The following is a 22,816-nucleotide window of genomic DNA, read 5'->3' as shown; positions in this document are numbered from 1 at the left end:
TTGTCCTCCTAGGTCCAGAATGTTTTATTGTTTAAAAAATCTATTACAAAGGTGTTGCCATAACTCTCATTTTTAAATTGTAATTGTTGGCCGTAATACCTACTGACTTTAATGGTGTCACCAAGGTATATGTCACCATAAACCTTTAAAGTTTGGTCGACTCCTATATGTTTAGCTACTATTCCGAAGGCATTTAGGTCTATGACTCCCCAAGTGCCATTTAGAAATGAGTTTAGTTGTGATGATGAAAAGTTTAAATAATCAAAATCTTTGTATTTATTAACTACTATTGACCCAGTACTACCATTTGGACCTATGATTTCAACTGACCCATCATCATTGACTCCTATGCTGCCTAGCTTAGTAACATAGCCGTCATAGAAGTTTATTTTGGACCCAACCACCTCTACCCTCTTGCCATAAGATGAAGTCTTAAACTCACCAACCACGCTTACATCTCCCTTAAGGTCAATGTTTTTTGCCTTGATTTGGACATAGTCAGGCAATTGCTCGATTATTGATAAGACATCCAGCTTGCCAACCTTGGTGGCTATCCTATCATTAGTCTGGGAAATCTCTGATTGTAATTCTCCCTTACTAACCTTAGTCGAAATCTCTTCGGCCGTCTGCTTGGCCACACTTAAGGCCTCCTTGGCTTGAGTTTCAATGCCGCTTATGTCTGGCACTTGCTTACTGACTTCAGTTTTTATCATGTCGCTTGTTTGAGTTATTTTTGCATAGGTGGCTTCAGTATACTTTTTAATGTCTTCAGTTAGCTTTAAGGAATTATTTATTACAGCCGTTTCTATCTTATCTCCTACCACATTGAGAGTAGCGTAATTTGTTTCTATATCTTTTAAGTTTTTTTCGACCTTACTAGTCCAAATAGATACATTGGAGTCTACCATATCCATCCTAGCTTCTAGAGTCTCTTTGGTCCCATCAACCATAGTTTTTACATTAGTGGTAGTAGCCCTTATTAGCTCATCAGTCTGAGTTAAGGTGGTATAGTTTTCGCTAACAAACTTCTTTATGTCTGTCTCAGTTTCTTCTACACCATCTCTAATTCCCTTTATTTTAGACTCTATTTCACCATTTTTCATGGTAAAAGTCTGTTCTAATTCTTTTAGCTGACTTGCATAAGATTCGCCGCTTTCATCAAGCATTTTTTCTAAATCATACTTAAGATTTTTAAAATCCAACTGATTTTTAAGATCTATAGCTACATTTCTAAGGTGTAAGGTATGACCATCCCAATACATGTGATAGTCTTCTTTGCTATTACCTATTAGGAAAGTCCCATCTTCTAGATTCCAAAAGACCTTACCACCCTTTAGGATGCCAGCTCTTATTACCTCAGCATTTACTGAATCCCCATCAAGGGCAACCCTAAAGTCCCACTGGCCATTTGGCTTTTTGCCGTTGGCAATCATTAATTTCCCAGCACCTAGATATATAACCTTAGTAGGATTTTTATCTATTGGTTTATTGAAACTATAAAACCCAGCTGGTAACTTATATTTATTATCAACCTTCAAGTCATATTGGTAGCCGTCATCATTAAAATATGATGATTCTATAGCTTGTAATATAGATTCAATATAGGATAGTTGCTTAACTTCTTCATCCTTTTTCTCTAAGTCAGCAGCCCTTAAGCGACTAGATAGGGAAAAAGCTACCTTATCTCCAAACTCAAAACTTACTATATTTTGAGAAATGAAGTCTTTTTTTATCTTAAAGACCCTGGTCTTATACCTGATTCCCATATCAGCTATTATTGTGACTACCTCTCCAAGCTCAACTGGTTCTTTCTGGTATCCTGTAGCCTTTAGCTGAACCTTAGGCCTGCAGTTTTTAATGGCATATTCAAAGGTGGCCTTTGCTAATTTCTTCTTATCTTCAATATTTTCAAAGTCGACAGAAGTTATCCTAGGCCTTCCATCTGGATAGCCATAAAGGGCTGTGGCTTCCTCAATTTCTATATAACTAATTCCCTTAGGACTATGGACTTTTATCCCGTCTTTTTCATCCTTATAGTCAATATCTTCAAAGGTGATTTTTCTACCATAACCACCTGTAGGATTGCCCTTATCATCTGTAATCTCTTCACCCTTGCCCCTACCAACAAAGGCGGTGAAAAGCTCATCTTTGCTAGTCTCAGCCACTACCGATACAAGATTATCCCCATAAGAAAACACCTTACCATAATCTTTTCCTTGATTATAAGTAAGATGTATCTCTTTGGACTTGATTTTTCCATCTACAAACTTAAGAACAGGCTTAAATTCTAGATTCCATTCCTTGCATATCTTGTATAAGGAGTCAAGGGCTGATATATAATAAAGACTGGTAGATGCTTTATTGGTTGCAGATGATATGGCAGTCCAAGTACTATCAGCAAGGGCAGCATTTAAGGCTGGCCCTGCCATTTTATTTGTAGGCCTTAAGTCTTTGACTAATACTCCTTTTAGCTCATCAAACATGATGTGGATGCCCTGAAGGCTTAGCTTATTATCTTCTTTGATATAATTTCTTATAGAATATAGCCAAAAGTCATTTTCTTCTTTGACTCCAAAATAATAGGCCTCTTCAAAGTCCTTTTTGTATTTTAGCACTAAGGTGGCTTTGATAAGATTATTAATCTCTATCTCTTGATAATTTTCTATTATATCATCGCTATCTACTGCTTTAAATAAATTCTGCTTCCTATCAAATAAAAATACACCGCTCATAGAACCTTCTCCCTATATTCTATCTTTATTTGGCTTGCTAGATTACAGGATAAGCTATGACCAGAGTATAGGTCAAAGTCAAAAAAGTCACTTGCTACATAGTCTAGTTTAGCTAGCATATTCTTATTGTTTTTAAAGATTTTCTTATCTCTAAAGACCATCTTATCTCCAGCTTTAAAATCATCATTAACTATGATTCTATTGCCAGTTTCAGCATTCTTTAAGACAAGTTTATTGCCAGCCACACCTACCATTAAAGATATTGACTCTATCTTTACTGGATAGTAGTCATACCTTAATTCTTTTATCTTGTTTGTATCTTCCCTAAGCTCTGAGTATAAGAAAGGATCTTGGGAATGGATGGTAAATTTACCTATACCTGCATTCCAATCATATGGTGGGTCTTCAAAGCCTGATAGCCTTCCAAATCTCACTCCATATTCATCTGCAAAAGAATATTCTACATCTTCTTTAGATTGTAAGAGCATGGTTAATTTCTTCATTTTTTGAAGCCATTCCCTGTTATTTTCTGCTTGCAAATAATATTGAACTTCTATATCCCTTGCTGGATAAGATAAGCTAGTAGTTATATCCCCATCCCTACCCCTTATCTCTTGACTTTCCAGCTTAGGAGCAAACATCTGACGGCCAATGACATTTAAAGTCATATAGCCTTTTATTTCTTCATCTAAGCACTTGCCATTAAAAGTTATGGCCGACTTACTTAATTTATAATATGACTCCATAAGACCTCCTAATAGCTTGCTTCTAGTTTTATCTTCTTATTTTGTACGTCTGTTATATCATCAACAAAAGCTTCAAATAACCTACCATTTATGTCAAATACTAATTGAACAGGAGTCTTTGACTCTGGCTTGTAATTATCAACCTTATTTGCCTTATCTAAATTTGAATAGGATATGGATTTTTGTAAATTAGTTTGGCCTACTAGGTCACCATTTACAAATTCATCTAGGATTTGGCCATTCATATCAGATACAGAAGCCTTGACATTTTCAAAGTTTTTTACAAGGCCCTTGTTAAGACCATCCATGATAGCACGGCCTGCTGGAATCAAAAGTTTCTTATCATATGATATAGGTCCTTTATTTCTCTTAATCCATGAAGCTATACCACCTACAAAGCTTTTGACCCCTCCCCAAGCCGCCTTTAAACCGCCTAGGAAACCATTCATGATGGCAGTTCCAGCGCCTCTTAGGTCGATATTTCTTAGGGAATTAAACATTCCCTTAATCCTATTTATAAAACCTGATATGCTTCCAACCGCACTTGATATAGCACTAGTTATAGCTGACCAGGCAGCTTTTAAGCCAGATGATAAAGACTTGCCAGATGAAGTTAGGCTTGTAAAAAATGATTTTACATTGTTAATCACCCCACCTATAGCTGAAGCCGCAGCAGAAATCGCAGCCTTTATTGCATTCCAAGCAGCAGATAAGAGTTCTTTAAGGCTTCCACCTGCCTGACCTAAACTAGTGAAAAATCCTTTGATTCCAGTTATAACTGATTTAATACCTTGTCCAGCCATTGATATGGCACTTTTGATATTCTCCCAGGCTGATTTAGTAATCTGAGATAAGGTCTTACCTCCATTGCCCATACCTGAAAATAGGCCTGTGACAGTTCCTATCCATTTAGCTACAACACTAAGAGCAGGAGCAGCGGCCTTAAAAGCTCCTACCATCACATTTATTACTGGAGTTAGGAATTTAACCACAGCAGTTAAGGCATCGAAGGTGCCAGAAAGGCCTGTCAGCATTCCCTTAAAAAATCCACCTAAGTATGACCCCATAACCTGAAAGGCAGGCATGAGGGCAGAAGCTAGGGCTGAAATAACTGGTTGAAGAGCATTCCATAAATTTACAAAGGAATTTGCTACCATTTCCACAGCTGGTCCAACAACTGATATGAAGGACTGAAAACCTGCAGATATGGCAGGCAATAAAGCCTGAACAAAGTTTGCTATTCCATCAAATTTAAGCTTACCCATGGCCACAACTACTGACTCAATGATGGGTCCTATTGCTTGGCCCATGCTTGAAAATATTTGAGGGATTTGCATTACACTTGACTTGATAGAATCAATTACAGGTCTTATAGCTTGGCCAAGACTGCTAAAGGCTTTAGATACTGCAGATGTATTTGACATCGACACACCTAGGGAGCTCATAAGCTCACCACCTAATCTCTTAAACCTAGACCCTAACTCTTGAAATCCTACTTCTACCACTTGGGGTAGGCCCTTAAAAATCCTTCCAACCATTGGTAGCAAGTTACCTACAAGAAAAGTCTCTACAGTTTGAAACAAATTCTGTAGGCTGGGCTTTAAATCATTGCCCAAAGCAAGATTACCCAAAAAGTCTGAAAAAGAGGCCTTCATAGCATTAAAAGACCCCGATACAGTTTCACTTGCTTCTAAGGCAGTAGTTCCTGTGATTCCTATATTTTCTTGTATAGCGTGAATAGCCTCATAGACATCGCTTAAATTATTTATGTCATACTTAACTCCAGTAAGCTTGGTAGCATCCGCCAAGAGTCGCTCCATCTCTGTTTTTGTACCACCATACATAGTACATATTCATTATGATTCGTTAGTTCATAACCGTTATTAACTGCTGTATGTCACCATACAGATTAGACTATATCTTATGCATTTGCATCCTAGCGCTTCCATTCACTTGAATGTACTCTACTCCATTAAAAAAGCACCCCTTTGGATGCTTAATTTGTTTCGATAGTCGTTACATTTTATTATGTTTGATTCTATTGCCATTTAAATATTCTATTAAAAATCCCCTTGTAATTCCACGTCTACCTATATTTCCATCTTCTAATCTCAAAGATATATTAGATATTGTGCAATTAAAGTAGTCAGCACACTCAGAAATACTATTAAAGTACAATTTATTAATTATATTTCCCCATCCTATATGACCACCTCCACGTTTCTTTCTAAACTCTTCAAATTGTGTTACCAGAATTTTTTCGCTCCTAACACCATTTGTCCTAAAACGTGAATTTTGTTCAGAATAAGTAGCCCGCCTTAAATTTTTTAAATCATTATTTTCCCTATTTCCGTCAGCGTGATCTACAGTAGGCTTATTTTCAGGATTTGGTATAAATGTTTCTGCAAGTAATCTATGAATAGTAACTTTGTTAGATCTGTTATCTTCCCATAAATCAACCATAAAGTACCCGCTTTTTTTATTTTTATATGACTTTTTTAGATGTCCAGTATTATCATTTCTTACCTGACCTAATTCATTAATAGAATAATTTTTAAATCTCGACAATTTTACCCAAATCATTTATGACCTCCACATGGTTATATATAAATTATATTCCAACCACGTACTAGGTGCAATAATAAAACACGGTATTGTCTAATAATATTTATTAGAGTTTCACCGTTTTCACTAGGTTTATACTCGGCTATGGATTTTCTACCGAGTTTTAAGTTATCCAGCATCGTGTAATTCTGCTTTGCAAAGCCCTGATAAGCATTCTGGATATCTTCCATGTTAGTACCCATCTTATTGGCATTATCGCCCATGTCTATCATGGCCATATTTGCTACTTCTGCAGCTTTGGCAGTATCACCACCTAGGGAAGATATAAGACCTGCTGAAAAGCTTGTTACATTTTCCATGTAGGTATTTGCTGATACTCCTACTGTTTTGAATGCTTGGCTAGCATAGTCTTTCATCTTTCCGGCAGAGCCTTTAAAAAGTGTTTCTATACCGCCTAATGATTGTTCTAGGTTTGCTCCTTCCATGACTGATGCCTGGATGGCTTTGCCAACCCCAGCTACAGCTAACGCTTTGCTTGCAATGGATACAAACTTACCAGCAAAGCTTTTTCCTGTTGCTTCACCAGAAGAATCTGCTTCAGGCCCTAGTTCTTTTCTTATCATGCCAGATATGCCTTTTGCAGAAGGAACTATCTGTACATAGGCTTTACCTAATTCTGTTCCAGCCATTTTCCCTCCTTTCTGATACTTTCTATTATTTCTTTTCTCATTATTTCATATTCCTTGCCAGATTTTAGTGAAATGGCATCTGTTTTCTTTGTGTTTCCATATAGAGAGGATAGCAAAGATTTTGGCTTGTTCTTGTTTTTGCTTCCATCTTTGGTCTTTGACCATACTAGCCAATTTACTGAATCCGTTATAGATGTCAGCAAGATTGTATTTAGATCAGCAGGAAGACCTCCTAGAGTTTTCTTTATCCTAGAGTTTTCTCTTAGACCTTTTGCAAATATGGCAATCTTTGATATAGGTAGCGAATTTATATCATAGATGCCATAGGTCTCTGCTAAATCACATTCCAAGGCTTCTTTGTCTACCCTCATCATCAAGGCAAGGATTGCTAGTTTTTTATATCACCAGCGCTTCTTATAATTTCTGAAACTTCTTTTAAGACATCTGCTTGGCTTACAAAACCGTCTTTTTCAACGTGTTTAAGAAGTCTCTCTTTTTCTTCTTCTCCAAGAAGCATGTTTATTATCTTAGGAGCAAGGATAGGATTTTCTTCTGCCTGGCATAAGGTTTCAAAAAATCTATAGTCATCTTTAATTTTTTCATCGATTTCAAATTCAAATCCTGATTTAGTCTTGCCCTTAAGCATTTTCCGCTCCTTTCTTTCCTTCTATCATGTACTCATAGTGGGTATTGCCATCCTTATCTGGTTGGCAATTTAAGGTTGTCTCGTAGGCTATTGGGTCTTTATCGTTATAAGAAATCTCTCCTACCTCTGCTACGATTCCACTTGGTATTACTATCCTTTTTAGGATTCCACCCTTAAGTATCATATCTATGACTATTGAATGTGCTTCGTTTGGCTTGGAGTTAGACTTAATGCTAATACCTGTCTTTAAATCTCCCTTTACATTGTCATCCCCATAAACATGCTTTAAGACTTCCACATTAAGAGCCTCTATTAAAGCATAGGTATAGACATCCTCCTTGCCTACATAAGTGGTAAGGACTGTATCTCCACCCCAGGCCTTTACACTGTCAGTCTCTTTAGTGTCTTCATTTGCCATTCCATCTTCTGATACATAACCTAGACTCTTAAAGGCTTCATCTAAATCACTTAAAGAGTCAGTTGGTAATTTAGTTCCTATTGGAGCTGCAAAGATCGCTCCATTTACCCCAGGCTTACCCCAAGATACATATTTAACTTCTGTCATACTTCCTCCTAATATATAAAATTAAAAACCGCCTGGTAGCGGTATTCTTTAGTACTAATGTCTGTGAAATTGTAATCTGAATTTAATTTGCAAGATCCTATATCTTCTTCATTTGCCATTACTGTTAATAGCTCTTTTACTCTATCATTTAGCTTAGCTGCCTCATACATGGATATAGCGTAAGATTGAATGGCTACTGTGGCTTGGTTTATCTTATTTTCATAACCACCGCTAGTTTTCTCTACAATTACATAGCTTTCTGGCTTATTATCCTTTGGCTGCTCCATATATACTTTGACATCTAAATGTTTATTTAAATAATCTATGATCTTAACTTCTATCATTTTAAGGCCTTAATAAGTGTATTGTTCTTCAGATTATCCCTATAAGACCTATAATCTCCTACCTTCACGCTGGCATTGGCTCTATTCTTACCTACATAAGTATTTGATACATAGCCCTCACCTGCTCTAGACCTTACAGCGTCAGCTTCTTTTTTTAAGATTCCTATCATCTCTTGGCCTTTGAGTAAGCTCCTTACTCCAGCTGAATTTAATTTAAATTTAAATTTACTCATAAGTCTCTACCCGTACTTTTTTATTCCATTCTAGTGGTATCATTGCTTCTATTCCTTGCGTTACTTTTCCAAAAGATTTGAAAGTTTGACCAAAAAATTTTATCTTTTTATTTTCCCAGTCGTGATTATCACCCTTAGGTATTCCTAGAACATAGGCGGCCTTTTTACCGTAAAGATTGGTGGAATTTATGATATCATCGCTTGTAGTAGGACTTACCAAGACATTTTCAATTTCTATCTCTTTTTCTACAAGTAAAGGAGCATTGAAAGGGTCTCTTCCTTCTTCTACTTCTTCAACTAATATAACTTTAATACCTTTTATCTTCGTCATATATGTTCATCACCCCGTATCTTTGTCTTCTTAGTCCAAGTCTAGCCTTTTCTGTGTTTTTTATAAAAAGACCACCACCAGGCACTAAAAAGCTACCAGAGTAAGAATAGCCCAGGGCAGACTCCGAAAACTGCGTCATAGGTTCTGTGTCTGTAGATGTCATCAAGGTCCTAGCTACTACATCTGCTATAACCGACTTAAGTACAGACCTATAAGATACGCTTTCTGCCATCTCATCTAAGTCTTTACCTACCAGCTTTGCTTCTTCTCTCAGGCTATCTACTACTGTTGGTATAAGAGCCTCAGCTCTTTCAATCTCTTCACCCTTAAGTGGCCTCCATAATCTGATTAAGTCATCAATACTTAGATAAGATTCCATCTTAAGCCTCCTGCATTAGCTTATAAAGGTCTGCTTTCTTTGCTTTCGGGTCATATTCTATACCCAAGGCTTGGAGTTCTTGTTCTATTTGTTTTTTGGTTATACCATCCAAGGCTGGGTCTTCTTCAGCAGTCTTTTCTTCAATAGGCTTTTCAATTGCTGTTTCTGTAGATTCTTCTTCGATTTTTTCTTTACCATCATAGCTTATCCAGTTTTCTCCAGATAAAATATCAGGGCTAGATATTCTAGCCCCAGTCTTTGTATTTATATATTCAAACATTATAGTTCACCCTCTTTGATAATAGCAAAATGATTAGGGTCTAATATTCCCCAACCTAGGTAAGTTTCACATCTTAAGTAAACTTGGTTATAGCCCTTAAGGTCCTTACCAGAGTTATCAGGATCACCATACTTAATTACTTCAAGTGGTATTTGCTTAGCATAACCCCACTTAAACATATTTGCGAAATCTCCTATGATTGCCTTATCCTTAGTCCCCTTGCCTACAGTAGCATTGACATCTACCTTTAAGCCATTAACCGAACCAGGATTTGCACCCCATCTTAATTCTGGGAACAATCTTGGACTTCCTTCTTTACCATCTACAGTTTGCTTAGCCATGGCGGTTGCAAAAGAAGAGTCAAAGGCAGCACCTGTAACATCTCCTTCAGAGCCTCTAATTAAAGCGACAGCACTTTCAATATTTTCATCTGGATTTACAGCATTAAACTTAACAGCTTGGCTGACCTTTTTATCAAAACAATTATCTCCAATTATTGTAGATAATTGTCCCGTTCTTGGATTAATTCCATGAAAAGCCATAAGGTCTAAACCACGTGCAACTTTTTTTGCGTATCCATCATTAAAGGCCTTCAAAATATTTAATTTATATTCATCAGATGCATATAAGAACTCATCTGTTACCCTTGCTCCATATTCTATCTTTAGTGGAACCATTATAACATCATCAACAGTAACTCCACCTTCACTTTTCATTCCACCTTCAGCAACAATGTCTACTTCCTTATCCATTGAAAAAACAAATTCCTTATTTCCATTAAAAGAAATTGGAGTTTGCTTAGATAAGACCGCTAAAGATGAACTACCCTTAACCTTGTTCATCAAATCATTTACTAAAATTTCTGGGAACAATTCTCCTCTACTTAATACCATATTACTCTCCTTCTATATTCATATTGTTTAATAAACCCTTTAATGCTCCATCCACGCTATTTAGATTATTATTTTCATAATCCCTAAGTGGTGGCTCATAAGTTTTACTTCCTACATATTCTGCCAATCTCTTGGCATCCTCTGCCATACTTTCTTCATCATCACCGACTATCCTATCAGCTAGCTTATAAGGGATATTATTTTCTATGGCCACCTTACGTCTAAGTTCAGCCTTTTTATAAGATTCAATCTCACCTTCTAGGCTTGATATAGTCTTATCCTTTTCTCCTATCCCTTCTATTTGTTTTTGGTAATTGGTGTTTTCTTCCTTTAGACCAGCATTCTCAGACTTTAGGCTATCAATTAGGCCTTGCATTTCTTCCTTTGCTTTTTTCTCTGCTCTCTCTAGCCTATCTTTGACTATCCTGTCTAATTCTTCTTGACTTTCTATCACTTTAAATTCGCTCATTTTTCCTCCCATTTGCCCGTGTCCGGTAATTTTATATTAAAAATGACCCAGGTTTGGGTCATCCTAATAACTAATTCTTTGTTTGTTCTTTTCTTTGACTTCCTTGCAAGAGTAGTGGGCCAGAAGACATGCATCCATAAGTATAATATCCATATCTTCAAACTGGCTCCTATAACCAAAGCCGCCCGAAGAACCAATATTTCTCTTTTCGCAATTAGTAACAACTTGGCTTAGCGACGGCTGGTCTAGATGGCAAAGACTTTTATCATATATGCCCTGCTCCCACATGGAATTAGCCTTTATAATCTCTTTTACTGTCGGTAATATAACTTGCCTAAGGCCTACCCTCTTTAGGTCAGCTGTTAGAATATCCTGCCTGCTGGCCCCGTCTATAACAATATTAGCAGGTTTGGCCTGGCTTAGAAATTTAACTATCCACTCATTGCCATTTCTTATGGATTGGCAATCAATAACCTCAATAAAAACCTTGCCAGATAAGGTCTTAATGGCTATGGCCATGGCTACGTTCTTGCCATCATTGCCATACTTAATTCCTACATGCATCTTGCCTACAAGGCTTGGCAAGGCCTTAAGTTTTAGCTTTGACCACTCAATCTTACTAATTGCCGACTTTTGATTGTAGCTAATCCAATGACCAAGTCTTTGGATATTAAAGTCAATCTTGTCAGGGCCAATCTCTTCTTCGATTGCCCTTTCTGTAAGTTTATGGCCAAGTGATGGATTTGTCTTATACCAGGCTTCCTTATCATAAGGATCAGTAATATTTTCTACCGACCATTCAGCCCAACCATTGTGCTTTCTAGCTCCACTAAGAATAGCCTGCCTATATTTAGTAAAGACTGTTCCGCCAGATACCAAAGTAGGTGGAGTCCCACACATTATGGTCATAGGGTTATCAGAGTCTGTAACAGTATATTTAAGGGCCGATTCTTGGTCATCTGTATACTCTTGAGCCTCATCTATTACTAGCAGGTCAAAACCTTCACCAAGACCACCTGTAGAAGTCCTAGTCCTAAATTGGATAACCCCACCTGATTCTATAAGTTCAATCCTTTCTTGGCCCTTGGCCTTAATAGAATTAAAATCAACCTTATCTTCCATCCCCATCTTTTCTAGATACTTTTTAAGTTTCTCAAAAGATGAGTGAGAAGTAGAAATTCTGTGGGCTGTATGGAGAATGTTCTTTCCCTGCATCAAAAACCAAAGCTCAGTTATATAACAGGCTTCAGTCTTACCATTTCTTCTAGGAACCGCATAGCCAAATCTAGAATGGGTCCAAAGCTTATCCTCATTTGTAGCAAAGATTGCCCTAACCAGGTCTTCTTGCCAAGGATATGGCTTAAGACCTGTCTTTTCATATATTTTAAGGGCCTCATCACCAAGGCTTGTATCATACTCAAGTATTACCGACTGGCTGGGAGTCTGACTACCATATCGAACCATCATGACTCCTTCCAATAAAAAATAGCAGTTTTACGACTTACTCAGGTCGATAAATTTCTACTAAAAAAGCACCTCTAACTTCTTACACCTGTAAGTTTAGCTGTGCTTTAATACCACATTATTGTGCAATCTTTTATTTCTTTTTTCCCTTCAACCATATCTCTAAGGCCATTTAATGCTTCTGTTGCATAAGGGCAACTACTGTATTCTTTTTTATCAGTAGGACTTAATTCCATTCTATAATCTCTTATATCTAAGCAATTAACCGAAACTTTTCCAAATTCACCCCAATCTTCTGGATAATAGTCAGCATGTATCCAATTATTTATTCTTTTTACGTTTTTTAATTTTAGCATAATACTCACTACTCTCCTTTCGATAATTATATTTCTTACTTGCTATTTTATGAGCTTCTTCTTGACTCAATCCTTTACTAATAAGTTCTTTTTCAAATATTTCATGTTTAATTAGAGTTAAATCATGATTTTCAGCATTGCCTCTCATAAGCCTATTCCAAGACTGAGCAATTTCAAAACTTGGGTCGAACCTTCTAGTTTCTCCATCCCCTAAATCATGTTTATCAACGAATAAATATTTTTTAATTTCTTCAATTTGCTTTTCTGAATAGCCAGTATTTTTAGCAATTCTTTTGACATCTACTTTTCTTTTTCTTATAGATCCATACTCTGTTTCAGCAAATTTTCTAGCTTCTGGACTATTTGTATCACTTATAGCTCCAGAAATCCCTCCACTTATTGGGTTTGGCTGCTTACTTAGTAGTATTCTTTCTTCTATTTTATCACGTTTGTCAGAATTATTCCACTGTTTTGACCAAACATCCTGCCTTCTACTTTTATCAGGCACATAGTCTACAGTACACCTGCAGAACCTATGTCTTCTAAAGACATCATTGCCAGTGTCTTTGACTTCCTCATAATCATAAACCCCAGCCTTATCCTTGCACCACTTGCAGCATCCTCCCACCTCTCTTCTTACTATTTTAGGCTTAAATCCTAAACTGTAGTGAAAATCAGCATTTTTCTTTATAGTGCTGTCCACAATCGACTGGGCAAAATTTATCATAGGTTCATCTAGTAGCCATTTACCATCATCATATGAGTCATAGCTGCTTACTTTTTCGACTATCTTATCAATCCTATCTTGGTTTATATCAGCTTTTAAGGCAGCGATTGATATGCCAACTTCTTGATTCAACAAAGCTTGTACATCCCTAGAATAATCTCCTACCATGTCATAGGTCATATGCATATTAGGGTCTATTATTCTCTGGGCGATATTATAAAACATCTTACCATCTGGCAAGTTTTCAGTCTTTATATTTTCTTTAAAAGTATCCGCAAGTATTTCTCCAAGTTCCTCTGCAAATTCATTAGCATCCTTATAGTTTGCTTTCTTATTTTTTAAAGCAAGTAACTTATCTTGGAGTATCCTTGATTCTCTACTTTTACTTAGAAAAGCCTTTTTAATCTCTTCTAATAATTCAGGAACTATATCATTATTCATGGTCTATACCTGTTAAATCTGATAAATTATTTTTATTAAAGTAATCTGGAACTGCTTGGTTAACTTTGATTGCAGCATCACCTATACCAGATAAGGCTGCCACATCTGGTTCAAATATTGGATACCAGGTAGCCTTTGTTTTATAGAATTTATTCCTTAGGTATGGATAATCGTCTTCAAGACACCTTGCCACGTAGCCTACATTTAAAAATCCAGAATTAAAACATCTTTGAGCTTTCCTTGCGATAGCCCTAAGAGTTTCATGGCTAGCTTTTATAGCGTCTGCTGAGGATGGATTATCAGTTGCAAATCCTAAGTCATCTAAGGTAAGACCCGTTTCACCTGCAAAAACAGACGCTAAAGTCTTTAATTGCTCGGTAAATGGAGCCATAGATTGTTGCTGGAATTGCCCAAGCTTTGGAATATCTCCATCTTCATCCTTGGTGACTTCGAGAATAGTTGCAATTGTTGCTTGACATTTATCCATAGGTTCTGCATCCTGTGAAGTACCAAGCATGTATTTTTGAGGGAAAGAATAAAACTCCGCTGAGATATCAGCTCTTTCTAAAGTCCTCTTAGCGTATGCTTGATAATACATCACTGACCTTGATATCCTAGACCTGCCAAAAGGCCTTACAGCATCAGGCCTATACATAATTGGCACTAAAAGAACCCTACCAGTAGGATTATCTATCCTATAGGCAAACTTGCCATTCTCGTAGTAGTCAGTGAAATAAGGACTAAAGTAGACCTCCGACTTTGGATTGTTATATTCGTCTCGAGATAAGACCGCATAGCCTTCTGTTAAAAGCCCTGTAATAGGATCTATGATCCCAGTAGCATTGCTAGCTTCTATTATTTGTAGTCTTGCCTCATCTGTTTCAGCCTTGCTTATATAAATAAAGCAACAAGAACCTATCAAAGCTGATAAGATTGCAGAATCAAAAAATATATCAGGATTGTTCATGTTGAATATTTCCTCTATATTAAAATTATCATTAATAAAACCCTTAAAAACTAGCCTATCAGCAAGAGCATCTACAGACTTGGCAGACCAGCCCATAACCGCCCTATACTTATCCTTCATTTCCTTAGGAATTACTATTCCTACATCTTTATCTTGGTATTTTTCATCATATTGTTTGTATCTTAAATTAACTCTTGCAGCGTGCTTATCAAGTTTTCCACGCAAATAATCTAGTCCATATTCCATAATATACTTTCAAAATTCCTCCTTTTTCACAAAAATAACACCTCACGAGAAAAAATGTACAGTAGACGGCGGAACATCGGCCGCTAGCCCACCTGGGGTCCTACCCCCCTAGTCTGGTTCATAGCTAGTCCAATCCATTGACCAAGGCAAGTTCCTGTTGCCCAAAACCTTAGGCTCCATTGCTTCTTTATTTTTAAAAAGCTTGTCTGACTTTTGTCTGTTGCAAGTCCAGTGGGCAAGCTGCAGATTTTCTATATCGCTTGGATGACCACCCTTGGCTACTGGTATTATGTGGTCCACACAAGGTGCAAGTGGATCAGGATACTTAAGACTCATATCAACAGGCTTACCACATATCCCACAAGTGTTTTGTGTCTTTAATATTATCTTTTTATTCTTCTCAAAGTTTACCCTATGGCTCCCTTGCCTATCTGGTCTTAACTTGGCCATTACATTTCCCTTTCTCACTCTCAGTTAAGCCGCCATATACCCGAGTACATATGAAAGAACTTGTCATTATTGTTGCTGCTTGAATCTATAATAAATAAGGAGATCAGATGACTATGGCAGCTTAACTCAAAGGGAGAAATAAAAAACAAGCGACATAAGACGGTACGAAAACCGCCTCATATCAAACTTGGTTGCACTTTCACACTATTATTATATCGCATATTAAAATGAAAATAGTCCGGAAATAATCCAGAATCAAGCATCACCAAAAATACGTCTGGCCATATGTTCCAAACTGGCATTAGCAATTTCATACAAGCTAGATCTAGAATAATTATATTTCTCCTTAAGCTCATCAATCTTGCTCCACCTCTGCCTATAACCATAAATAGACACTGTTATATCAACCTCCTTATCAGACAAACCCTCAAAGCCAAACTTAAGCTCATCAATAATATCCTGGTTAGCCCTAATATTCTTCTCAAGCATTGAAATCTTTGCATTAATATTAATAATCTTATCATCACTAGCCAGACCACCACCCCCTGGCATAGACAATCCATACTTCGCAACCTGCCTAGACTCCTTCTTAACCTCAAGCTCCTCCACCTGAAGCCTAGCCTTGTCAATAAAATCTCTAGCATAGATATACTTCTTAAGAGAATCCTTCATCAATCTCTCATACAACTCCTGCATGTTCGCCTCCACAATCTTTCCCATAGAGCTTAATATCAAAGTAAAACATATCATCCATATCTTTCCAATTTCTATAAATAAATTCCTTAGCCTTATCTACGCAATCAAAGACTCTAACCTTCTTCCACTCCTTGGCATACTTATCAAATTTAAAAACACGATACAAAATCATTTAATCCTCACATCATCAATCCAGATTTCAGCCAAGATGCCATCAAGCTTTTTCAGGCAATATTTAATGATAACCTTTTTAAAATCCTCATCCCAAGAAGAAAACTTATCCAAAGGCCTTAAAAAACCATCATAAGGCTTATAAACCTTTTTATTAACGTCATCTATATACTCATCCTCCAGCTCAAAAATAATATAGATAAAATTATCCCTAGCCCCAGGATATCCAGTAGTATCCTCAATCTTATAATTTAAATAACTAAAACATAAAGTATTTTTCATATCCCACTAGACCCAAAACCTTTCTCACCTCTGTGAGTATCAGAGGAAATCTCATCAACTTGGAAAGGATCCAGCAAAATCTCTTGGCCAAAAACAAGCTGGGCAATCCTATCACCAGGCCAAGTCCAATAATCCTTCCCAGAATTATTAATCATGCAAACCTTAATCTCCCCACGATAAGAAGAACAATCAAACCAAGGCAAACATCAATCCCATCAAGAGACAAACCAGACCTAGGCCTCACATCCGCATAAATCCCTGCAGGCAACTCCAAAAACAAACTAGTCGCAATCAAAGTCCTCTCACCAGGCTTAATCAAAGTCCCCTCAATAGACCTAATATCCCAACCCTGGTCACCCTCTTTTTTAGTCAACTCATAATCACACTTATACTTCAAAGCCGCAAAAGCAGAATTTTTCTTAATCATAACCACTAATCATCCTCCTTATCCACCACATCAAAATACCTGACCTCACAGAGATTAATCATCCCCGCAGTACGATGGTTTCTCTGCAAATATAGGCAAATATCATTATCAGCGATACTATAATCATCAACCTCAAAATCTTTATTAACACCATTTCTAAAAACAACCTTAACAATTTTCATAATCTCTCCTTAAATTTTCTCTTAACTGGTTATCAACGAAAAGTTGACACCCTCATTGTCAATATCCATCTCTCTTTCGGTAATAAACTCATAATCAAATTTCTTAACTATAAATGTAGGCAACTTGCACTTATAAACCAATACATTAAAATACTCATCCCTCAAATCACAAGTCATTTCCTCCAGGTATAAATCTCTTAAATATCCCATAGAAAAATAATTCTTATCATCCCTAGCCCTAGACTTCATCCCATACAAATAAACTTTCATAAAAATAAATCCTCCAAAATCTCTATAAGTACATCAACAAAAATACTAATACATTCATACAAAGCCATAAATAAAACTTGAAATAATGAAAATGCTAAACAAAACAACAAATTCTCTTTAAGACTCATCCCTTAATCCTTCAATCTCATCCACCTGGCAAAGAAACTTACAACCACCATCAGGTTTAAGCCTAATAGCTCTCAAAGCTTTAATCCTAGCATGGTCCTTATCAAAAGCTTCAACCTCCACAGTCTTAGACCCACTTAGAAAGACCTTGACCCTATATCTTTTCATATCTAATTCTCTTTAGCCATATCCATGTAAATCAAAGACAACATACAAATAATGACATTTTCTTTGTTCGCATTCGTTAATTCTACCAAAAGCAAAACACAAACAAGTCCAATAAGTCTAATCAACCATTTCTTCATTCTTCTACCTCTAACTTCCTACACATGTACCTACTTATCCTTACTTATCCTATCCAAAAACATAACTCCATGACTAAACTTGACCTCATATCTTGCCAAATCATCTGCCGACACGGATTTCTTGCCATAGATCTCCTTCATATTGGACCAAACTTCCCAAGGCACAAAAAAATATCTCTGGCCAATACCAACACAGACACCTACAACAGCTCCAAGTGCTGATTTATAGTTCAAAACTTCCTCTTGCTTATCACTAATCACCGACTTGGCCATCCTCTTTTGACTGGTGTACTTAGCCTCAAAGCAAATCGAGTGGCCACCCTTCAAAGTCCCCTCAAAATCTGGATTAGCCTTCTTTGTAAACTGCCCCTTAAATTTGCCCTCATCATAAAGCTCAAGGACTCTAAAAGGCTCATCCACCTTGCATATATCAGCTATGCCATTATCCCTATAATAATCACAAGCAGCACTTATAAAACTTTCAAAATTTTTACCATAACCCAAAGCCTTCCTAGCAGTAAAAGACTTCTTAGATCTCTTAACTATTTCATTATTTTCAAAAATATCCATAATCTCTCCTAATCATTCTTGATACAACTGAGACCCTTCATAAACATTGCCTATGATTTTTAAATAATAATCTTTATAATCACCCAAGTTATTAAATTTACAATTAGAATCTGCAATCCACTTTAGACTTTCAGTCCCAAAGCTAACAGTGAAAATCCCTCGAAATCCAGATTTTTCCCAATAGCAAATATCTCCTTCAAAAATCTCTGCACCATCTTTATCTATAAGGCCTGTAGACATCATAAAAATAACATCATCAAAACCTCTAAAAACATCTAAGCTGCATCTATCTTTTTTCTCTGCATTATTATCTGAGTAAAATAAAATCTCAGAATTTTCATAATCAATATTCTTAACTTCTCTTACAATCTTTAACTGCTTATCAAAAACCTTAAATTTCACTAACATATAATCTCTCCTAAAACAAGCTCAATTGCTCATCTTCTTTATAAATAATCTCTTCCCTTTTCTCAAAAATTTCTTTACTTTTCGCAAGATTTCCCCCTTTTTCCTTATCCTTAAAACTTTTAAGCCTAAACCACCAGCCATCTATATAAAAGGCAGGTGTAAACCAAACATCAAAAACCTTGCCAAGCAGGGTATCTTGATTTTTCACAATAGCAGGAATCCCAAGGGTAGCAAGCTGGATATAAGTCATAAAGCAGGCCCTCTTATCCAGGTCCCCGCACTCAATAAAAAGGTCTCTCTGAGGATTGCAACCACCATCTAACATGGCATTTACAAGGCCTATCATAGTCACCCCACCACCAACAGCAGGATCAGACACATAGACAAAACCTCTTTCTTTAATCTCTTTTTTCAAGCCTTCCTCAGTATAAGTAAGTTTGGCCATAAGATTAGCCACATGGTCTGGAGTGAAAAATTGACCTGCCCACTTATCCCCTAGACCCAGGTCCATAAGGATCCCACCCAGGATGTCCTTTGCACCTTGGCTTTCTAGATTGTAGTCCTGAAGCTTAACAAAAAGATTAAAGGCCTCCGACATCTTCAAAAGCTCATCTTTATCATAAGACTTGGCAAGGGATAAGTATCTCTCCTCTCTTTTCTCAAAACTTCCTGGTAGGAAAAATCTCTCAGCAGAATTGGAAATAGCTATGGCAGTCATCTCTAAAAAATCAGAGTATAGACTCCACAAATCTCTCTTATATCTCAAAGACTCAAAAATCTTTAAAATCTCTTTTATTAAGTCATCTCCCCTAGTCAAACATACTCACCTGGCCATCATCAACCTTAGAAATCCTAAGCTTATCATCATCAACATCCATAGCCAAATTATCTGTTACAGCAGACATTGAGCTAGAGTCTTTCCTCTTAAGAGTCGACTCCACCTTATAGTCAATAACTGGTCTTTTATAGCTTTTGATTTCATAATCGCCACCCTCTCTAGGCGCTTCTAACTCTTCATACCTAACTTTGACATCGAGCTTTAAAGTAACTTGTCCAGCTCCGAAATTCCCAGCTGCAATTTCAGTCATTACTTCATAAAGCTTGGAATCGACCATAAGAGTCAAATCACCAAAAATCTCTTTGTCATTAATACTAAGCATCCTCATACTTCCTCCTTATACAATATTTATTCATAGCATTTTTAAATTTTATATATATTTTAATCATGTGGATAAGTAAATCTATAATTTATAAATCAATCATCATAAGCCTTGTGGATAAGTCCAATCCACCCAATATGCCTAAATGATTATCAACAGTATAGACCATTCCTAACCTTGCTTGTGGATAAGTCAATACTTTTAGAAATATTTATTTCAATAAATCAATGTGGATAAATTAAAAAGATAATCAAAACTAAACAATATATCCATTGTGGATAAGTCCTAAAATCACAATCCTAATAAAATCAAACTCATAAATAAATAATAAACCTTACAAAAATCCCCATGAATAATATTCACTAACCACTTATCTACAGACTTCAAATGTGGATAAGTCAACCTATTCAATCTTTTCAGGCTTTCTACGCATCTTAAGGTATATGGCCCAGCCAGTAAAATCGTTATACCTAGCCTCAATTCCCATATCCTTATCAGTAATAGTCCAGCCAGGATAGATTTTTTCCCATCTGTCAATATCAAAAGGATCAAGGGCAAACTTTATAAGCTTCTTCCTGGAGTACTTATGATCGTTAGTCCTCTCAAAAGGTCTCTCCAAATTTTGACTACAAGTCCATTTTCTTTTATAGCTAGTATGCTTGGCCATATAATTGGCCAGCCCCAAAATCCCGGTATTAATGTCCTCCTGAATCCTCTTAGAGTCAGGATATCCTATCAGGTCACCCTTTTCTTGGCCCTTCCTCCTAGGTCTTCTCCAGCAGTCCTCAACAGTATCCCTATCAAGGCCACAGGATAGTAAAAGGTGGTGGTGGTATCTCACACCCTCATCCTTGCCCCTAGGCTTCCTCATAGAAGTAACAATAATGTATTTCAATTCTTCCTCTACTCCCTGGGCCTTCATCCTAGTCTTAAGTCTCCTAATATAGTTAGTAATCTCTTTCTGGGCTTCATCATAAGACTTTGGTAGATACTTATCCTTATAAGTCAGTGATAAGAAAATATCATCCTGGCCAAAATTTGCTTCAGCCAATTGTACAAACTTTCTCCTAGCATTTTTATCATTCATCTTCTCCTGCTTAGGAAGAGTCATGTACTTTTTCTTAGACCTCTTGCCCTTTTTCCTTTCCAACTGATACTCAGATAAAGAATAGAGGTCCACCTCCATATACTTATCACCACAGTAAATCTTTTTTTCTCTAACAAAATTTCTCATATACCACCCATACTTTGTGTACCGTCGAAAAGATAATACCAATTACAAGCCCGTAAGGGAGCCTTTCGCAAAAGCTCCCAAAACTAGCTCAATAGCTTGCATTCAAGCGATTAGAGGGTATAATATTAGTACACAAACCGCTGATGAGCTTTCAAAGCTCATCTTTTTTTATAAACTTTCTTCTTCTACTTCTTCAATCTCTTCAAAATCTTTAAATTGCTCAACCCTTTCAGCCAACTTGTCATTTTCAGCCTTAACGATAAAAGGATCAATCTCTTTCCTAGCTGCATCAATCTCAGCCACCATCTTCTTATCAGCTTCCTTCTGCTGCAAATCAAAAATAGACTCATCAAGCTTAATAGCCTCGCGCATCATCCTCACATATCCATCCGCAGCCCCAGCCCCACGCTCATAAATCACACAAGACTTAATCTGACCTAATATATCCTCCATCCTATAAATAGCCTTAAGCACATCCTGGCCATCCGCCACATCCCTTTCGATATCTGGAGCAACTTCAAGCTTATCAAGCCCCACAAAAGATATAGCATGAGTCTCCTCATCCAAGATCTCAGCACTAGCCACCAAAGCATCCACATCACGTCTCCAAATAACGCCAGTAATCTTTCTCATCAAAACCCCGTCATAGTAGACAGGCCTCTCACTCTTTAGACACTCCATAGCCTCCTTAAAATCCAAACTCATACCAAACTCCCCACCAAGCTAATCACAAACAGACCAATCACACCAAAAACCCTATCAGCCTCCCTAGGACCAGCCAAAGCCAGCATACACATCCCACTAGCAACAATAACAATAATGCCTAATTCAATAAGCCTATCCTTCTTCCTAAGCTTCCACCTCCTAGGCACCCTATAAGGTTTGTTCACCATCTCATCATTCAAAATCCTATAAATATCTTTTCTCTTCAAATTATCCATAATATCCTCCTAATAAACTCCAAATTCCCTAAGAGTATCCTCAATCCCATACTCTTCAACCTCATCTGCATAGCAAGACCCAACAAATTCATCCACAGGACTCGCATCCTTATACACCAAGAAAAGCTCCCCCTCTTCCCTAGCGTAGTATCCCTTTTCAAGCTCTCCTAGAGCCTTGTTAAAATCTTCAATACTCATAAATCCTCCTTACTTAAATAAATTCATTTCGCCCCTAAGACACTTCTCAAAGGCATTCACATCCACCAAGTATCTCCACTTGATATTCTCACCCTCAGGCGGCAAACCAACCGCAAAAGTCAGCATCCCAGCCCTACAGGCCCTCCTCAAAACATCAATCGACATACCCGGCAGCTTATCCTTAGTAAATTCAAGACCCTCAACATATCTAGAGGGTAAATTATTATCAATAACCTCATGAATCTTTGTAATGGCCTTCTCCATACACAAACCTCCTCGTATATTATAGTTGTAGTAATAAATACTACATTTTGTTCTCAATC

The 22,816-nt window shown here is 37.0% G+C and carries 35 protein-coding genes and 1 pseudogene; all 36 read right to left on the bottom strand.

Going from position 1 to position 22,816, the window contains the following annotated elements:
- Positions 1-8: 8 nt before the first annotated feature.
- Positions 9-2,732 (bottom strand): phage tail spike protein, encoded by a 2,724-nt coding sequence (locus RRB46_RS01305; protein WP_311537223.1) that lies wholly within the window; start codon positions 2,730-2,732, stop codon positions 9-11.
- Positions 2,729-3,478: a distal tail protein Dit gene (locus RRB46_RS01300; protein ID WP_311537222.1), complete on the bottom strand. Its 750-nt coding sequence runs from the start codon at positions 3,476-3,478 to the stop codon at positions 2,729-2,731. The genes RRB46_RS01305 and RRB46_RS01300 overlap by 4 nt, the downstream gene beginning before the upstream one ends.
- A gap of 8 nt (positions 3,479-3,486) precedes the next feature.
- Positions 3,487-5,322 carry a hypothetical protein gene (locus RRB46_RS01295; RefSeq protein WP_311537221.1) on the bottom strand — a complete coding sequence of 612 codons (1,836 nt, stop codon included), beginning with the start codon at positions 5,320-5,322 and terminating at the stop codon, positions 3,487-3,489.
- A 172-nt stretch (positions 5,323-5,494) separates the two neighbouring features.
- Positions 5,495-6,061, bottom strand: coding sequence for an HNH endonuclease (locus RRB46_RS01290; RefSeq protein ID WP_311537220.1), 567 nt, complete (start codon positions 6,059-6,061; stop codon positions 5,495-5,497).
- Between the two features lie 17 nt (positions 6,062-6,078).
- Positions 6,079-6,732, bottom strand: a complete 654-nt coding sequence (locus RRB46_RS01285) for a hypothetical protein (RefSeq protein WP_311537219.1) — start codon at positions 6,730-6,732, stop codon at positions 6,079-6,081.
- The gene (locus RRB46_RS01280; RefSeq protein WP_311537218.1) at positions 6,714-7,082 is read right to left on the bottom strand and encodes a DUF5361 domain-containing protein; all 369 of its coding nucleotides are present in this window, start codon (positions 7,080-7,082) and stop codon (positions 6,714-6,716) included. The genes RRB46_RS01285 and RRB46_RS01280 overlap by 19 nt, the downstream gene beginning before the upstream one ends.
- A 38-nt stretch (positions 7,083-7,120) precedes the next feature.
- Positions 7,121-7,378: a hypothetical protein gene (locus tag RRB46_RS01275; protein WP_311537217.1), complete on the bottom strand. Its 258-nt coding sequence runs from the start codon at positions 7,376-7,378 to the stop codon at positions 7,121-7,123.
- Positions 7,371-7,943: a phage tail protein gene (locus RRB46_RS01270; RefSeq protein WP_311537216.1), complete on the bottom strand. Its 573-nt coding sequence runs from the start codon at positions 7,941-7,943 to the stop codon at positions 7,371-7,373. The genes RRB46_RS01275 and RRB46_RS01270 overlap by 8 nt, the downstream gene beginning before the upstream one ends.
- Before the next feature lie 8 nt (positions 7,944-7,951).
- The gene (locus RRB46_RS01265; RefSeq protein ID WP_311537215.1) at positions 7,952-8,287 is read right to left on the bottom strand and encodes a hypothetical protein; all 336 of its coding nucleotides are present in this window, start codon (positions 8,285-8,287) and stop codon (positions 7,952-7,954) included.
- On the bottom strand, positions 8,284-8,520 hold the full coding sequence (locus RRB46_RS01260) for a hypothetical protein (RefSeq protein ID WP_311537214.1): 237 nt from the start codon (positions 8,518-8,520) through the stop codon (positions 8,284-8,286). Before RRB46_RS01260 ends, RRB46_RS01265 begins: the two co-directional genes overlap by 4 nt.
- Positions 8,513-8,851, bottom strand: a complete 339-nt coding sequence (locus RRB46_RS01255) for a hypothetical protein (RefSeq protein WP_311537213.1) — start codon at positions 8,849-8,851, stop codon at positions 8,513-8,515. The genes RRB46_RS01260 and RRB46_RS01255 overlap by 8 nt, the downstream gene beginning before the upstream one ends.
- Positions 8,829-9,230: a phage Gp19/Gp15/Gp42 family protein gene (locus RRB46_RS01250; RefSeq protein ID WP_311537212.1), complete on the bottom strand. Its 402-nt coding sequence runs from the start codon at positions 9,228-9,230 to the stop codon at positions 8,829-8,831. Before RRB46_RS01250 ends, RRB46_RS01255 begins: the two co-directional genes overlap by 23 nt.
- A 1-nt stretch (position 9,231) precedes the next feature.
- On the bottom strand, positions 9,232-9,510 hold the full coding sequence (locus RRB46_RS01245; RefSeq protein ID WP_311537211.1) for a hypothetical protein: 279 nt from the start codon (positions 9,508-9,510) through the stop codon (positions 9,232-9,234).
- Positions 9,510-10,403 (bottom strand): phage major capsid protein, encoded by an 894-nt coding sequence (locus RRB46_RS01240; RefSeq protein ID WP_311537210.1) that lies wholly within the window; start codon positions 10,401-10,403, stop codon positions 9,510-9,512. The genes RRB46_RS01245 and RRB46_RS01240 overlap by 1 nt, the downstream gene beginning before the upstream one ends.
- 1 nt (position 10,404) lies before the next feature.
- On the bottom strand, positions 10,405-10,872 hold the full coding sequence (locus RRB46_RS01235; RefSeq protein ID WP_311537209.1) for a DUF4355 domain-containing protein: 468 nt from the start codon (positions 10,870-10,872) through the stop codon (positions 10,405-10,407).
- A gap of 63 nt (positions 10,873-10,935) precedes the next feature.
- Positions 10,936-12,339 carry a terminase gene (locus RRB46_RS01230; RefSeq protein ID WP_311537208.1) on the bottom strand — a complete coding sequence of 468 codons (1,404 nt, stop codon included), beginning with the start codon at positions 12,337-12,339 and terminating at the stop codon, positions 10,936-10,938.
- A 104-nt stretch (positions 12,340-12,443) separates the two neighbouring features.
- Positions 12,444-12,692 carry a hypothetical protein gene (locus RRB46_RS01225; RefSeq protein WP_311376141.1) on the bottom strand — a complete coding sequence of 83 codons (249 nt, stop codon included), beginning with the start codon at positions 12,690-12,692 and terminating at the stop codon, positions 12,444-12,446.
- Positions 12,658-13,860: a hypothetical protein gene (locus tag RRB46_RS01220; RefSeq protein ID WP_311537207.1), complete on the bottom strand. Its 1,203-nt coding sequence runs from the start codon at positions 13,858-13,860 to the stop codon at positions 12,658-12,660. The genes RRB46_RS01225 and RRB46_RS01220 overlap by 35 nt, the downstream gene beginning before the upstream one ends.
- A complete protein-coding gene (locus RRB46_RS01215; RefSeq protein WP_311537206.1) occupies positions 13,853-15,073 on the bottom strand; it encodes a hypothetical protein in 1,221 nt (406 codons plus the stop codon). Before RRB46_RS01215 ends, RRB46_RS01220 begins: the two co-directional genes overlap by 8 nt.
- 108 nt (positions 15,074-15,181) lie before the next feature.
- On the bottom strand, positions 15,182-15,523 hold the full coding sequence (locus tag RRB46_RS01210) for an HNH endonuclease signature motif containing protein (RefSeq protein ID WP_311537205.1): 342 nt from the start codon (positions 15,521-15,523) through the stop codon (positions 15,182-15,184).
- Between the two features lie 255 nt (positions 15,524-15,778).
- Positions 15,779-16,219, bottom strand: a complete 441-nt coding sequence (locus RRB46_RS01205; protein WP_311537204.1) for a hypothetical protein — start codon at positions 16,217-16,219, stop codon at positions 15,779-15,781.
- Positions 16,203-16,391: a hypothetical protein gene (locus RRB46_RS01200; protein WP_311537203.1), complete on the bottom strand. Its 189-nt coding sequence runs from the start codon at positions 16,389-16,391 to the stop codon at positions 16,203-16,205. Before RRB46_RS01200 ends, RRB46_RS01205 begins: the two co-directional genes overlap by 17 nt.
- Positions 16,388-16,672 carry a hypothetical protein gene (locus RRB46_RS01195; protein ID WP_311537202.1) on the bottom strand — a complete coding sequence of 95 codons (285 nt, stop codon included), beginning with the start codon at positions 16,670-16,672 and terminating at the stop codon, positions 16,388-16,390. Before RRB46_RS01195 ends, RRB46_RS01200 begins: the two co-directional genes overlap by 4 nt.
- Positions 16,669-17,099 (bottom strand): annotated as a pseudogene (locus RRB46_RS01190) (dUTP diphosphatase). Before RRB46_RS01190 ends, RRB46_RS01195 begins: the two are co-directional and overlap by 4 nt.
- A 5-nt stretch (positions 17,100-17,104) precedes the next feature.
- Entirely contained in the window at positions 17,105-17,281 is a 177-nt protein-coding gene (locus tag RRB46_RS01185; protein WP_311537201.1) for a hypothetical protein, read from the bottom strand.
- A 21-nt stretch (positions 17,282-17,302) separates the two neighbouring features.
- Positions 17,303-17,551: a hypothetical protein gene (locus RRB46_RS01180; protein WP_311537200.1), complete on the bottom strand. Its 249-nt coding sequence runs from the start codon at positions 17,549-17,551 to the stop codon at positions 17,303-17,305.
- 117 nt (positions 17,552-17,668) lie between these two features.
- Positions 17,669-17,845: a hypothetical protein gene (locus tag RRB46_RS01175; protein WP_311537199.1), complete on the bottom strand. Its 177-nt coding sequence runs from the start codon at positions 17,843-17,845 to the stop codon at positions 17,669-17,671.
- A gap of 167 nt (positions 17,846-18,012) precedes the next feature.
- Entirely contained in the window at positions 18,013-18,552 is a 540-nt protein-coding gene (locus tag RRB46_RS01170; protein ID WP_311537198.1) for a Holliday junction resolvase RecU, read from the bottom strand.
- A gap of 12 nt (positions 18,553-18,564) precedes the next feature.
- A complete protein-coding gene (locus RRB46_RS01165; RefSeq protein WP_311537197.1) occupies positions 18,565-18,960 on the bottom strand; it encodes a YopX family protein in 396 nt (131 codons plus the stop codon).
- A gap of 10 nt (positions 18,961-18,970) precedes the next feature.
- Positions 18,971-19,777, bottom strand: a complete 807-nt coding sequence (locus tag RRB46_RS01160; protein WP_311537196.1) for a hypothetical protein — start codon at positions 19,775-19,777, stop codon at positions 18,971-18,973.
- Positions 19,770-20,126: a hypothetical protein gene (locus tag RRB46_RS01155; protein WP_311537195.1), complete on the bottom strand. Its 357-nt coding sequence runs from the start codon at positions 20,124-20,126 to the stop codon at positions 19,770-19,772. Before RRB46_RS01155 ends, RRB46_RS01160 begins: the two co-directional genes overlap by 8 nt.
- A 397-nt stretch (positions 20,127-20,523) precedes the next feature.
- Positions 20,524-21,354, bottom strand: a complete 831-nt coding sequence (locus tag RRB46_RS01150; protein ID WP_311537194.1) for a hypothetical protein — start codon at positions 21,352-21,354, stop codon at positions 20,524-20,526.
- Positions 21,355-21,522: 168 nt separating this feature from the next.
- The gene (locus RRB46_RS01145) at positions 21,523-22,059 is read right to left on the bottom strand and encodes a hypothetical protein (protein ID WP_311537193.1); all 537 of its coding nucleotides are present in this window, start codon (positions 22,057-22,059) and stop codon (positions 21,523-21,525) included.
- Positions 22,056-22,295 (bottom strand): hypothetical protein, encoded by a 240-nt coding sequence (locus tag RRB46_RS01140; RefSeq protein WP_311537192.1) that lies wholly within the window; start codon positions 22,293-22,295, stop codon positions 22,056-22,058. The genes RRB46_RS01145 and RRB46_RS01140 overlap by 4 nt, the downstream gene beginning before the upstream one ends.
- Positions 22,296-22,304: 9 nt before the next feature.
- Positions 22,305-22,493 (bottom strand): hypothetical protein, encoded by a 189-nt coding sequence (locus RRB46_RS01135; RefSeq protein ID WP_311537191.1) that lies wholly within the window; start codon positions 22,491-22,493, stop codon positions 22,305-22,307.
- A gap of 9 nt (positions 22,494-22,502) precedes the next feature.
- The coding region (locus tag RRB46_RS01130; RefSeq protein ID WP_311537190.1) for a hypothetical protein at positions 22,503-22,816 on the bottom strand (314 nt) is incomplete at its 5' end.

Source organism: uncultured Anaerococcus sp. (assembly GCF_963512375.1).
GTDB lineage: Bacteria > Bacillota > Clostridia > Tissierellales > Peptoniphilaceae > Anaerococcus.
Note: the sequence above shows the minus strand (reverse complement) of the source record. Positions and strands in the feature narration are given on the sequence as shown.